Source organism: Streptomyces milbemycinicus (assembly GCF_002154605.1).
Classification (GTDB): domain Bacteria; phylum Actinomycetota; class Actinomycetes; order Streptomycetales; family Streptomycetaceae; genus Streptomyces; species Streptomyces milbemycinicus.
In genome coordinates, this window is record NZ_MUNE01000118.1 from 1 (window position 1) to 12,755 (window position 12,755).

Annotated in this window: 13 protein-coding genes; 5 read left to right on the top strand and 8 right to left on the bottom strand. The window is 68.2% G+C overall.

Annotated elements, in window-relative coordinates:
- Nucleotides 1-1,076 (bottom strand): Nramp family divalent metal transporter (locus tag CCN51_RS10375; RefSeq protein WP_245881600.1); only part of this gene is annotated, 1,076 nt, incomplete at its 3' end.
- Between the two features lie 744 nt (nucleotides 1,077-1,820).
- Between CCN51_RS10375 and CCN51_RS10380 the strand changes: the two genes are divergently transcribed.
- Both CCN51_RS10380 and CCN51_RS10385 read left to right on the top strand, forming a co-directional pair.
- Entirely contained in the window at nucleotides 1,821-2,588 is a 768-nt protein-coding gene (locus CCN51_RS10380) for an AfsR/SARP family transcriptional regulator (RefSeq protein WP_014181000.1), read from the top strand.
- A gap of 337 nt (nucleotides 2,589-2,925) precedes the next feature.
- Nucleotides 2,926-3,555 (top strand): GntR family transcriptional regulator, encoded by a 630-nt coding sequence (locus CCN51_RS10385; RefSeq protein WP_014180999.1) that lies wholly within the window; start codon nucleotides 2,926-2,928, stop codon nucleotides 3,553-3,555.
- On the opposite strand, the gene CCN51_RS10390 is transcribed toward CCN51_RS10385, so the two are convergent.
- Genes CCN51_RS10390 through CCN51_RS10400 form a run of 3 tightly spaced genes read right to left on the bottom strand, consistent with a single transcriptional unit; the run spans nucleotide 3,530 to nucleotide 6,092 of the window.
- Nucleotides 3,530-3,901, bottom strand: a complete 372-nt coding sequence (locus tag CCN51_RS10390; RefSeq protein ID WP_014180998.1) for a cupin domain-containing protein — start codon at nucleotides 3,899-3,901, stop codon at nucleotides 3,530-3,532. The two genes, CCN51_RS10385 and CCN51_RS10390, sit on opposite strands and share 26 nt — an antisense overlap.
- Nucleotides 3,898-4,689 (bottom strand): carbon-nitrogen hydrolase family protein, encoded by a 792-nt coding sequence (locus CCN51_RS10395; protein ID WP_014180997.1) that lies wholly within the window; start codon nucleotides 4,687-4,689, stop codon nucleotides 3,898-3,900. The genes CCN51_RS10390 and CCN51_RS10395 overlap by 4 nt, the downstream gene beginning before the upstream one ends.
- 47 nt (nucleotides 4,690-4,736) lie before the next feature.
- Entirely contained in the window at nucleotides 4,737-6,092 is a 1,356-nt protein-coding gene (locus tag CCN51_RS10400) for an MFS transporter (protein WP_014180996.1), read from the bottom strand.
- 140 nt (nucleotides 6,093-6,232) lie between these two features.
- Between CCN51_RS10400 and CCN51_RS10405 the strand changes: the two genes are divergently transcribed.
- A complete protein-coding gene (locus tag CCN51_RS10405; RefSeq protein ID WP_014180995.1) occupies nucleotides 6,233-6,919 on the top strand; it encodes a DUF2848 domain-containing protein in 687 nt (228 codons plus the stop codon).
- Between the two features lie 519 nt (nucleotides 6,920-7,438).
- Nucleotides 7,439-8,068 carry a response regulator transcription factor gene (locus tag CCN51_RS10410; RefSeq protein ID WP_238545499.1) on the top strand — a complete coding sequence of 210 codons (630 nt, stop codon included), beginning with the start codon at nucleotides 7,439-7,441 and terminating at the stop codon, nucleotides 8,066-8,068.
- Here CCN51_RS10410 and CCN51_RS10415 read toward each other — a convergent pair.
- Nucleotides 7,974-9,173 carry a hypothetical protein gene (locus tag CCN51_RS10415; RefSeq protein WP_014180992.1) on the bottom strand — a complete coding sequence of 400 codons (1,200 nt, stop codon included), beginning with the start codon at nucleotides 9,171-9,173 and terminating at the stop codon, nucleotides 7,974-7,976. The two genes, CCN51_RS10410 and CCN51_RS10415, sit on opposite strands and share 95 nt — an antisense overlap.
- Complete coding sequence (locus CCN51_RS10420; protein WP_014180991.1) at nucleotides 9,166-10,356, bottom strand: sensor histidine kinase; 1,191 nt, start codon at nucleotides 10,354-10,356, stop codon at nucleotides 9,166-9,168. The genes CCN51_RS10415 and CCN51_RS10420 overlap by 8 nt, the downstream gene beginning before the upstream one ends.
- Nucleotides 10,357-10,651: 295 nt before the next feature.
- Between CCN51_RS10420 and CCN51_RS10425 the strand changes: the two genes are divergently transcribed.
- On the top strand, nucleotides 10,652-10,864 hold the full coding sequence (locus CCN51_RS10425) for a DUF5988 family protein (protein WP_014180990.1): 213 nt from the start codon (nucleotides 10,652-10,654) through the stop codon (nucleotides 10,862-10,864).
- Nucleotides 10,865-11,008: 144 nt separating this feature from the next.
- On the opposite strand, the gene CCN51_RS10430 is transcribed toward CCN51_RS10425, so the two are convergent.
- Together CCN51_RS10430 and CCN51_RS10435 are read right to left on the bottom strand one after the other, a co-directional pair.
- The gene (locus CCN51_RS10430; RefSeq protein WP_014180989.1) at nucleotides 11,009-11,749 is read right to left on the bottom strand and encodes an AfsR/SARP family transcriptional regulator; all 741 of its coding nucleotides are present in this window, start codon (nucleotides 11,747-11,749) and stop codon (nucleotides 11,009-11,011) included.
- Between the two features lie 63 nt (nucleotides 11,750-11,812).
- Complete coding sequence (locus tag CCN51_RS10435; RefSeq protein ID WP_014180988.1) at nucleotides 11,813-12,574, bottom strand: AfsR/SARP family transcriptional regulator; 762 nt, start codon at nucleotides 12,572-12,574, stop codon at nucleotides 11,813-11,815.
- Between the last annotated feature and the right edge of the window lie 181 nt (nucleotides 12,575-12,755).

The window sequence follows — 12,755 nt, forward strand, 5'->3', positions numbered from 1 at the left end:
GGCGCGTTGGCCAACGCGCCCATGAGGTCTCTGCGGCGTGTGACGACCACGAGCGGGAGCAGGGCGAAGGGGATGCCGAATGCGAGGACGACCTGGCTGAATACCAGAGTGGAGGTGATGGGAAGACCGGCGGACAGGATGAACAGCGCCGGTGCCATCGTGATGATCCGTCGTGCGAAGAGAGGGATACGCCGACGCAGGAATCCCTGCATCACCACTTGGCCTGCGCACGTGCCCACACTTGCAGAAGAGATGCCGGAGGCGAGCAGGGCCACGGCGAAGGTCATCGCTGCCCCACCTCCGATGGTCCTGCCCAGGTCGGTGTGCGCGGCGGTGATGGCATCCACGTTCCCCAAGTCCGTGTCACGGAAAAGAGCCGCGGAAAGGCAGAGAATGCCGAGGTTGACGGCGCCCGCGATGGCGAACCCCAGCGCGCAGTCGATTCGCAGGTAACGCAGTAGAAAACGTTGTTCGCTCGGCTTGTCGGCCTGCACCCTGCGCTGTGTGAGCGCGGAATGAAGATAGACAGCGTGCGGCATGATGGTCGCCCCGACAATGGCTGCCGCGAGCAGCCCGGTGGTTTCACCGCGGAGATGGGGCACCATGCCTGCTGCGGCACTCGCAGTGGATTGATGGCCTACGATCAGCAGATCGTAGGAGAATCCGGACAGGACCAGGAGCAGCAAGGCGAAAACGGCGAGTTCGAAGAAGCGGCAGCCTTTTTGCTGGCAAGCCAGAACGGCGAACGACACCAGCGCCGTCACCAGCCCGGCGAGCGGGATCGGCATGGCGAACAGCAGGCTCAGCCCGAGCGCGGCGCCGGCGAATTCCGCCAGATCGGTGGCCATGGCGACCAGCTCTGCCTGTGCCCACAGCAGTCGGCTCAGCCATCGCGGCGCGAGTTCACGGCATTGTTCGGGGAGGTTTTTCCCTGTGGCCAGCCCGAGCTTCGCCGACATGTACTGCACGAGCATCGCCATGATGTTGGCAAGCACGACAACCCATACGAGCATGTAGCCGGTGCGCGCGCCCGCCTCGACGTTGGTTGCCACATTGCCCGGGTCGACGTACGCCACAGCCACGACGAAGGCGGGGCCGAGCAGGGCCAGTCGGAACCGCCACCTGCCTCGGGACCGGAGGTCGCAAAGCCTTCCGAGGACCTGGGAGCGTTCGTCCGGGACTGCGGTACGGGTCGGATGCGTGACCGCCGGAGCACTCATCGGTGCCGCCCGTATTCCGGGAGGCCGGGCGCGGAAGGGCCGGGCGTGGAAGGTGTCAGCCAATTATGGGCGAGGGGACGGCCAATGACGCGGCACATGAGAAAGGCCGCCAGCAGAAGTCCCCGGCCAGGCGAGTGGTGTGCCACGGCGAGAATGACGAGAAGCAGCAGCATCCCGTCGTAGATCTTGGTCGGAATTCTGGTGCGTCGGTGCGAATGGAAGCGCGCAGACCAGCAGAACGGTGGTGAGGATGCGAAGCGGTGCGTGAACACGGTGTCTCCCCTCGTCTCTTTGCCGTCCCCAGTGCCGGGTCACCAGCCAGGTCACTGAGAGGAGCTTGGTGGAACCGGATCACCGGCTCGTCACCACGACGTCACCCCCGCGCGCAGATGTGCCAAAAGTCTTGCGGTGTTCCAATGGGAGGTGCGGCACTGATACAGCGCGGCACGCGCGTCGGCAGAGCCCCAGGTGGCAGCCGCCAAAAGGCGCACCACGGATTTCGACGCGAAGTGCGCAATCCTCACCGAGGACCGCCGGAGCTGCCGCGCCAGGGATTCCCACTTCGCCCGCGACGGCTTCTTCGTGGTCTGAGGAGGCGCAATGCAGAAGCACTCCGACGAGTACCGCCTGCACCACCTTCCCCATTTGTCGCTCATGGGAAGTTTCGAACTTCGATACGAGGGACAGTCCGTGCTGATCGCCCCTGCGGGCCAGCGGTTGCTGAGCCTGCTGGTGCTGAGTCGCCGCACACTCACCCGTGAACACGTCGCCGAGAGACTATGGCCGGACGCCTCCGGCATCCGAGCGGCCGGCTGTCTGCGCTCAGCGCTGTGGCGGTTGCCCAAACTGAATCAGCCGTTGGTCGTCGCCACGCCGAGCACCCTTCAACTGTCACAGGACATCGAAACGGATCTGACGGCCACCGAGGACATCCTGCGCCGGGCGATTGCCTGGTCGGAACCGTCGGGTGGCCACATCCCGCGAAGAACGCCCCTTCCGGACGTGGAACTCGCCGATCAGGCTCTGAGCAGCGACCTGCTGCCGGAGGCGTGGGACGAGTGGGTCATCGTCGAGCGGGAGAGATTGCATCAGATGCGCCTTCATGCTTTGGAATCGCTGGCCTGTGTACATCGATCCGCGGGCAACTTCGGTCAGGCACTGGACGCGGCACTTCGGGCGGTTGCCGGAGAACCACTGCGTGAAAGCGCCCACCGGCAGGTCATCGAGACCTACCTCGCGGAGGGCAACACAGGCGAAGCCATCCGGCATTTCAGGGAACTGCGAAGCCTTCTCCGTAGCGAACTCGGACTTGAGCCGTCATCCCTGCTGTGTCGCCGCGTGGCAAGCGCAGCCGGCCGTGACGTCTAGGTGGCGGCAGAGCGCAACGCTGGGGTCATGACTGTTCTTCACACTCCCACCGGAGTCCTCATCGTTCGTGTCTGGTGGGAGCCGGGACAAGCACCGGCCCTGCGGGCACGCGTACTGGTTGCCAACAGCGCCCAGCAAGCACCTGTCGTGTATTCGACCTCCGCGGGCCTGGACGACATCTGCGAACAGGTACGCGGATGGCTTCAGAAATGGAGTGAGAGCGTGGAAGCCCCGGGCGAGTGACAACAACCGACGTCCGGCTGCATCAGCCAGCCCAGCCCATCGAGCGCGTGGTAGCGTCTGTATACGCTATGTATACGAGCCTCTGGGGGTTGCGGTGGCGTCCGGTCGGGAGACGGCGTACGCGTATCTGAAGGACACGGTTCTGACCGATCCCAGTATGCAGGGGGCGTTTCTGTCCGAGCAGGAGATCGCCGACCGGATCGGGGTCTCCCGGACCCCCATCCGGGAAGCGCTGCTCCTGCTCGCCGCCGAGGACCTGGTCGAACTCGTACCCAAGCGGGGCGCCCGGGTGTCGCCGCTGACGGGGCGAGACATCAGGGAGCTGATGGAGCTGCGGGGCATCGTGGAGCGATATGCCGCGCAGCAGCTCGTCACCACCGGACGGGTGCCGGTGCAAGAGCTGCGGTCACTGCTGGAGCGGCAGGATGAACTCACCGGCCCCGGCCAGGCCCGGGAGTTCATCGCGGTGGACCACCAGTTCCACGCGGCGCTGGTGTCGGCCGTGGGGAACACGTTGCTGGACCGGCACTACGAAGGCTTGCGCAGCCGCCAGGTCCGGGCCGGGGTGGTGGCCGTGTTCAATCAGCAAGGGCGGCAGGAGGCGGTGCTGAAGGAGCACCGGGCCATCGTGGACGCACTTGCCGCCGGTGACGCCGGGCAGGCGTGCGCCGCGATCGACCATCACCTGCAGTCGACGCTCAAGGTGCTGCTCGAGGGCGCCTAGCCGGTGGTCCGGGATAGGTGACCACGAGCATCGTGACGCCGTTCTCGGAGGTCCACGGGCCGTGCGGCATACCGGGCGGGCGGCAGGCGAACATGCCCGCGGTGAAGGTCTTGCCGAGGGTCAGGTCGTGCAGCGCCCCGTCGACGAGGTAGACCTCCTCCCAGAAGTCGTGGCGTGCCACGCCCTGCGCCGAGGTGTCGGTACCGGGCGCCCAGTGGACCAGAACGGTCCGGCCGCCGCCGTCGGGGTCGTCGGCCAGCACGCGTTCCCGCACGCCCGGACCGGTCTCCGCGGAAGTGGTCCACGGTCCGGCGGGCAGGTGGAATTCCAGCTCCGGCTTGCTCACTGCCATACCTCCGGCCGCCTGTTGGCCAGCACCGATGTCTTTTTCCGTACTGTCGTGACCTCGTCGATGTCGAGGTCGGCCACCAGCAGATCCGGTTCAGCGTCCAGGGCGTGCCGCACGGTTCCGTCGGGGCCGACGATCCGGCTGTACCCGATGCCGGTCGGCGCGTCTCCCGGGGCGGTGCCGGGGTCGGCCTGGTCGACGGCGGCCAGCCAGAGGGTGGCGTCCAGGGCTCGTGCCCGCACCAGCAGCTCCCACTGGTCGAGCTTGCCGGGCCCGGCTCCCCAGGAGGCCGCCAGCAGTGTCGCGGCCGCCCCGGCGTCGGCGTGTGCCCGGAACAGCTCCGGGAAGCGGACGTCGTAGCAGGTGGCCAGGCCCAGGCGTACGCCGTCCACGTCCATGACGGTGGTCCGCGAGCCCGCGGCGACGGTGTCGGACTCGCGGTAGCCGAAGGCGTCGTAGAGGTGGATCTTGTCGTACGACGTCTCGACGCCGGGGCCGGTGGCCAGCAGGGTGTTGGTCACCTTGCCGCCGTCTGCCGGGGTGAACATGCCGGCCACGATGACGGTGCCGGTGGCCCTGGCGATCTCCCGTACTCCGTCGGCCCACGGTCCGTGCAGGGGTTCGGCGAGCGCTGCCAGTGGGGTGCCGAAGCAGGCCATCGAGGCCTCGGGGAAGACGACGACACGGGCTCCGGCGTCCGCGGCGCGCTGTGCCCATTCCTCGATGAGCCGCAGGTTCTTCCCGGGGTCCGGGCCGGTGGTGAGCTGGCTCAGGGCGATCCGCATATTTCCTCCTCAGTGGGTCGGACGGCAGTGGGTCGGACGGCAGTGGGTCAGACGGCGTCGGCCGTGGCCTGGGCGGCCGGTGTGGCGAGCTGGGCGTCCTCGTCGACGGCGGCTTCGGGATCGCGGCCCAGGAGCACCCCCGCGAGGGAGACGGCCGCGGCGACGGCGATGTAGAGGGCCAGCGGCAGCCAGCTGCCGTAGGCGCTCAGCAGGGTGGTGAACAGCAGCGGGGCGATGGCGCCGCCGATGATGCCGGCCAGGGTGTACGCCAGCGATGAGCCGGTGTAGCGCAGCCGGGGCGAGAACTGCTCGGCGATGAAGGCGGCCTGCGGCCCGTACAGGAAGGAGTGGATCACGAGGCCCACCACGACGCCGAGCGCCAGCGGGATCCAGCTGCCACCGCCGATCATCGGGAAGAACAGGAACGGCCACACACCGGCGGCCACCGCGGCACAGCCGTACAGCACGCGACGGTTGATCCGGTCGGAGACGGCACCGGCCAGCGGCATCAGGAAGACCTGCAGCGAGGAGCCGATGAGGACGGCCGCGAGGGCGGAACCGCGCGACATGCCCAGCTCTCCGGTGGCGTACGTCAGGACGAAGACGGTGAACATGGCGTACAGCACGTCGGGGCCGACGCGGCAGAGGATCGCGGCGAGCAGGGCGCGGGGCTGGGTGGTGAAGACCTCGCGGATCGGCGCCTCGGGCCGGGACTGCTCGGCCTCCATCGCCCTGAAGACCGGGGTCTCCTCCAGCTTCGCCCTGATCCACAGGCCGAAGGCGACGAGGGCGCCGGAGAGCAGGAAGGCCACCCGCCAGCCCCATGCCTCGAACTGCGCCTCGGTCAGCAGCGCGCCGAGGGCGGCCAGGACGCCGTTGGCCAGGAGGTTGCCCGCGGGCGGGCCCACCTGCGCGGCGGAGGCGTAGAAGCCGCGGCGGCGCGGGTCGCCGAACTCGCTGGACAGCAGCACCGCGCCGCCCCACTCACCGCCGACGCCCACGCCCTGCGCGAACCGCAGCACGACCAGGGCGATCGGGGCGGCGACCCCGATCGTGGAGTACGTGGGCAGGACGCCGATCAGGAAGGTGGCCGCGCCGATCAGGACCAGTGTGGCGATCAGCACCTTCTTGCGGCCGATCACATCGCCGAGGCGACCGAAGACGACCCCGCCCAGCGGGCGCGAGATGTAGCCGACCGCGTACGTGGAGAAGGCCAGCAGCGTGCCGGTGAGCGGGTCCTCCGAAGGGAAGAAGAGATCGCCGAAGACCAGGGCCGCCGCGGCGGAGTAGACGGCGAAGTCGTACCACTCCAGGGCTGTGCCGGTCAGGCTTGCGACAAAGGCCCGCCGGACGCCGGAGCGCCTCTCGGACGCCCTCGGATCGTCCTTGGTGGTGTCGTGCATGGTTCCCATCCTTGCTCGGGGGACATCGACCTTCCGGCATACTTCTTGTATACAGGTCGTATGCGCAAGCCCTGCGCGAGAAGTTAACCGCGGAGAAATCCACCACCGCGGACCGTCACCCGAACTCTGGGAGTGCCTTCATGGCCCGCCTGACCTTCGAACTGCCGGACGGATCGACACGCGAGGTCGACATCGTCCAGGTCCTCAACGCCGGGTACGCCGGGCGCAGCCAGGACGACGTCGCCGCGCACATCGCCGAACTCGCCGAGCTCGGCGTACCCACCCCCTCCGTGACCCCGACCCTCTACCCCGTCGCCCCCTACCTCGCCCAGCAGACCGACCGCGTCGCGGTCCAGCACCGGCACACCTCCGGCGAGGCCGAGTGGGCGCTCGTCGTGGCCGGCGACGGCGAGCTGCTGCTCACGGCCGCCTGCGACCACACCGACCGCGACCTCGAGGTGCACGGCGTGGCCTGGAGCAAGAACGCCGGCCCCGACGTCCTCGCCCGCCGTGCCTGGCGGCTCGCCGACGTCGAACCACGTCTGGACGACCTCACCCTGCGCGCCTGGGTCACCCGCGACGGCACCGAGACCGAGATCCAGCACGGCACCCTCGCCGAACTCCTCACCCCCGCCTACTGGGTCGACGTCCTGCGCTCCCGCGACGCCCTCAACCCGGGCACCGTCCTCATCTCCGGCACCATCCCCATGACCCCGGGTGTCGACCAGTTCGCCGACGCCTGGCGCGTGGAACTGGGCGACCCCGCCACCGGCGACACCATCCGCCTCGCCTACGACGTGCACCCCATGCCGGAACCCATCGGCTGACGAGCCGCTGCGGCCGCCGCGCGAAGCTGCGGCCGCAGGAGCGGACCGCCACCGATATCGGGGCGTATCGTCGCGAAAAAGCTCTCTTGGCCCTCATGATTCCGGGCGAGCACCCCCGTCGATGAGACTGTTCCGGGGGGAAGTCGGTGAGATCGTGATCCGCAGGGGGGAGACCCTCAAGCGGGACATCGTCCCGCCGGCCGCTGACCTCCGCAGGTCGGCAGCGGCCTTGCGAAGGCTACGGACCACCATCCACACGACCCGGACATATGTTCACTTTGTCGAACATGCGTTCATTAACGGAATCTTTCGCCGCACTTCCGCATCCGAGGTGTGAAACCCGGGGAGTCTTTGAGCAGGATCGGCTCCGATTGCACGGGAACCCCAAGCATGACGTGAAGCATCACAGCAAGCAGGTCCATTCCACAAAACTCGGGGCACGTCAGTTTGTCTACTCGTTGTACAGGTTCTCTCACGAATGGGTGGGTGAGTGTGGAGTTAGGGATTCCCCTCAGCGTCGTGTTGGTCGATGATCACCCCGTGGTGCGCGCGGGCATCTCGGCATGGTGTGCCGCCGCCGACGTACCGATCAGCGTGGTCGCAGAGGGGGCGAACGTGTCGGTGGCCCTCCATGGTCCGGGCCGGGTGGCGGATGTCGTGGTCATGGATCTGTTGTTGCAGAACGGGCGGCCCGCGTACGACGAGCTGCAGGAGCTCGTGGCCCAGGAGCGCAAGGTCGTCGTCTACACCATGCGGGACAGCCAGGATGCGGCGTTGACCTGCATGGATCTGGGCTCGGCCACCTACATCACCAAGGCGGAGGGGCAGCGGCACCTGGTCAAGGCGATCCGGGCCGCTGCCGAGGACATCCCCTATACACCCCCGTCACTGGCCGGCGCGTTCGGCAGCGACACCCGGCAGAGCCGCCCCGTGCTGTCCGTACGGGAGGTGGAGGTGCTGGTGGAGTGGTTCCAGTCCGAGTCGAAGGCGGTGGTCGCCCAGAGCCTGGGGATCTCGGAGCGCACGGTGAACACCTATCTGGACCGGGTGCGCATCAAGTACGCGAACGCCGGCCGGCCGGCGACCACGAAGGCCAAGCTGGTGGCCAGGGCGGTTCAGGACGGTCTGATAGCTCTGGACGAGCTGTGATCCGGCACGCGGCCTCCACGAGGAGACGGTCCTCGGCGTGGACCGTGCGTACCCGGATCCCGTTCGCCTTCGGCTCGGGCAGCCGGTCCCGCAGCGCGTCCACCACGACGCCCACCCGCACCTGATCCCCGCCGCGGACCACGGTGACGCGCGCCGTCTGCCCGGCGGCGGCCAGCGCGGCGATGACCGGGTCCAGGAGCGCGCGGCGCAGGGGCAGGGGCAGTTCGAGGGGGTCGCCGCGGACGGCGAGTTGCACGGTGGTCCCGTTGCGCTCGGCGACGTCGATACAGGCGCGCATCTCGTGGACCAGTGGATCGAACGTACAGTCGCTCTCCGCGAACAGCCGCCTCAGCCGGGCGGCTTCCAGCGCGCAGGCGTGCCGCACCTCGTCGTCCTCCGGGTCGAGGGAGCCGCTGGCGAGCCCGGTGAGCAGGGGGAGCACGGTGGCGTTCAGCTCGGCGTACCGGCGGCGCTGGTCCGTCTGGATCTGCCGGGCGACGGCGATACGGGTGCGTACTCGCTCCTGGGCCCGTAGTGCCTGGCCGATGGCCGCGCTGCTGTCGAGGAGCAGCTTGGCGCCGGCGGCGATGGTCATCTGGAAGCAGCCGGCGGACAGGGCGCTCAGGGCCATGCTCGCCCCGACGGACCGCGAGGGCACCTCGACGGTCAGCAACAGGGCGACGGTGACGGCCAGATGAGCGCCGAGGAAGGCGCCGGAAACCAACGGTCCTCGGTGGCCGAGCAGGACGACGGTGAACCAGCCCGCGAGCGAGTAGGACCAGTGGAAGGAGCTGACGAAGTAGTGGTCCGGCGGGACCTGGCTGGTGGTGGCCACTGAGGCGACGAAGGTGCCGGCCAGCGCGCATGGCACCCAGCCGCGCGGCCAGGGGCGCCCGTCGAGGCCGAGGACGACGCTGCCGCCGAGGATCAGCGTGAGCAGGCCGTAGGCGGCCAGGGGGATCCAGGGGTACCGGTATTCGCCCAGGCCGCCCAGCAGGCCGGGCAGCGCGGACCCGATGTGCAGAGTGACCAGGATGACCAGCCCCCCGGCGCGGATGCCACGGAGCTGGTGACGGGTGATCAGCTGCCGGAAGTCCTCACCCACGCGGCCACTCCAGCCGCACCGTCGTACCGTGTCCGGGCCGGGACTCGACGGTGGCGCGGCCCCCCACGTTCCACATCCGGGCGCGGATCGAACGCTTGATCCCGATCCGCTGGCTGGGAATGTGCTCCGGGTCGAACCCCACCCCGCTGTCGGCGATGGTCACGACGATGACATGGTCCACGCGCTCCGCCGTGACCCGTACGGCATCGACGCCCGCGTACCGGGCCACATTGCGCAGCGCCTCGCCGAGGCCGCCGCGCAGGGCCGCCGCGATGGGGCGCCAGGCCGTGCCCAGTTCCACGTCGAACCTGTTGATGACGCGGAGGGGATGCGCGGCGATCTCGTCCAGCAGTTCGGCGGCCAGGTCCACCTCCCCCGCCACCGGCTGCTCGGCGCGCAGCCGGAGGAGATCTCTGGCGGCCTGGGCGCGCAGCGTCTCCGCCCGCATCGACGCCCATGGTGCCGACGCGATCAGCAGGGTCGCGCAGGCGGTGTCGTGGAGCGCGGCCAGGTGTTCCCGCTCCGCGGCGCAGCGGGCCTCCGCCGCCTCCCCCTGCTGCCGCGCCCGCGCGGCCCGGTCGGCGGCCTCGTCGGCCGCCCGGCTCTCGCTGAACACCAGCCGGACCACGGCCCGGGCCAGGGCGATGTTCACCACCACCCAGATGACACTGCGCAGCACACCGGACCACTCGAGGTTCGGGTGCAACGCGGTGCCCACCACATCCGCGCAGCACAGCCACAACGTGGCCAGAATCCCGGTGAGCGGCGGCTGCATCAGCTGGTACGCCACGGCCGTGAAGCTGACGGACACCAGGATCCAGGTGCCCGCATGCGTGGTCTGCGCCTCGGGGATCGTGAACCGCTGGCTCAGACACAGCGCCGTCATGACCGTCAGATCCAGGGCGAGCAGCGGCCTCTGCCGCATCGCCGAGGTGGTGGCGAGCCGCAGATGGATCCAGCTCCAGGCGAGTACGGCCACCGCGACCACCGCCGCGGGCGCCATCTCGTCCACCGGCATGGCCGCCACGCCCAGCACGGCGCAGGCGCTCATCACCCCGGCGCGGCCGTATAGCGCCAACCGCCGGTTGAACGCGACGTATTCGCGCGCCCAGGGGCCGGCCGAGCCGGGAAGGCGCGCCGAGGCCGGCGGGTCGATACCGGGCGACAGTGAGCTAATCGACATGGGTCATCCATCCTCGACGGCCATCAGTGTGACGGGGCGATAGCGGAATCCTCACGATCCGTGAGGGAATTGATGCCTTTTTGTCGGTCGAACGACCCTCACACCGGATGACCCGGCGCCTCTAGGCTGGACCGAGCGCAGTGGCTTTGGGGGAGCAGATCGGGATGATCTGGAAGCCCACCCATGCCGGGCCCCCACAAGCCCTTTGTGAGCAAGAAGTATGTCGCCCATCGGTGCGCTTTCCGCCTCATACCAACCTTCTCTTGGGTGTATAGCGAAGGGAATGCAGCCTCTTATGTCCGCATCTGCGCCCAACGTCATCCTGCGCGGCGGCCCCACGGAGCTGGCCGATCCGCACACGCGGCATGTCGATGACACCGAGTCGACCCTGAAGCTTCTCATCGGCAACGCGTACGAACACTTCGAACCCACAGGCCAGTTCGTGGAGCACCACGGACAGCATCTGCGGGTCTTCGAATGGATCCGCCGGACCTACGTCGCCGAGTAATCAGCCAAGTGGCCAACGGGTCAACTGGCCAACAAGCGGCCAAAGCCCGCAAGGGCCCGGAACATCGCCGGTGGGTTCACTCGCGGCATGCGAGGAAACCCCCGGCGAGCTCGGGCCCAGATGGCGTCCGCCTGGTGAGTTCCGTCAGGTCGAGGCGAGCACCGTGTGCCGGAGCTCCCTGAGCTTCCGGCCGGGTTCGAGCCCCAGTTCCCTGTCGAGAACACGCCGGGCGGACTCGTATATGCCAAGCGCCTCCGACTTCTGGTCGGAGCGGTAGAGGGCCAGCATCAGCTGCCGATAGAACGTCTCCCGGAGCGGGAACTCGGCGACCAGGGACCGTAGTCGGCCGACGAGTTCCCGATGGCGGCCGAGTTCAAGATGCGCCTCGGCCGACATTTCCGCACATTCGATGCGCATCTCGTCCAGCCGCTTCAGAAAGCCGGTCACAATCGGCCCGGTCTGGACGTTGCCGAACGCCGGGCCCCGCCACAGCGCCAGGGCCTGCTCGAAACAGAGGGCCGCCTGCGCGGGCTCCCCGTATCTGACACACTTCCGGCCGTCCGCGACCAGCTGCTGGAAGACATCGAAATCGCATTCGCTGGACGCTCTGCGCAGCATGTATCCACCGGGGCGGGTGATGATGGGATTCTGCTGGCCCGGCCGGCTCAGGAACTTGCGAAGCCGCGAAATGCAGACGTAGATGCTCGCGGTGTCGCGGCGCGGCGGCAGCTCGCCCCAGATCTCTCTGGTGAGCTGTTCCGCCATCACGACCTGATCCGAGCGGATCAGCAGGACGGCGAGAACGGCAGCGAGTTTCTGCGCTCTGAGCGGTGAACCGCCCTTTTCGTCGACTACACGGAGAGGTCCCAAAATCTCGTACCGCACGAATTACCCCCTGCTCTGCTATTCCTGGATGCGTGACGAGTCGGCGGTGCGCACGGGATTCGGCTATGCGGCTTCGAGTTCCGGGGCGTCGACGAGCACGGCGTGATGCAACCGCTTGAGAGCGGCGGACGGCTCCAGCCCGAGTTCCTCGCTCAGCACAGCCCGCGCCGAGTGGTATACATTCAGGGCGTCGGCCCTGCAGCCCGAGCGGTAGAGCGCCAGCATGAGTTGCCGGTAGAACGCTTCGTTCAGCGGAAGCTCCTCTATCCGGGCATAGAGGTAGCTGACGAATTCACGGTGCCGGCCGAGTTCCAGGCCGGCTTCCACGAACGACTCGACGCATTCCAGCCGGGCCTGCTCGGCCCAGCATACGAAGCCGTTGACGATCGCCCCGTCACGCAGGTCTTCGAGGACCGGCCCCCGCCAGAACTCAAGGCCCTCCTCGTATGCCTCGCAGGCCTCATGGGTACGCCCGGCCCGCTGCGCGGCCCTCCCCTGGCGCACCAGGCCCTGGAAGACATGGAAGTCCAGCTCGTCGTCGCCCAGCCGCAGCACATACCCGCTGCGAGCGGTGACGATGGGGCTCTCGGTGCGGTTGGGGCGCCTGAGGAACTTGCGGAGTTGGGACACGTACACATGGAGCGCCGCCACGGCCTGCCGCGGTGCCCGGGTGCCCCAGATCTCCTTCACGAGATCTTCGCTGCTCACCACCTCGTCGGCCCGCACGAGTAATGCGGCCAGCAGCACCTCGATCTTCCGGGCGCTGATTGAGGTGACCGAAGATCGGTCAACCACGCGCAACGGGCCCAGTATCTCGTACCTCATGATACGCGAACTCCCCCCGTTGCCAGCGTCTTGTCGAACCAGGAGGGCTCTCCATTTTGATCGAATTCAGCCAGCATTCGAAAAATTCACCCCGATTTTGGAAGCCTTTTTGGTCGCGCTTCAGACCTCAGCGTCGTTGCCTACCCACGCCATCAACAGCTTAGCCAGATCGCAGCCGCAT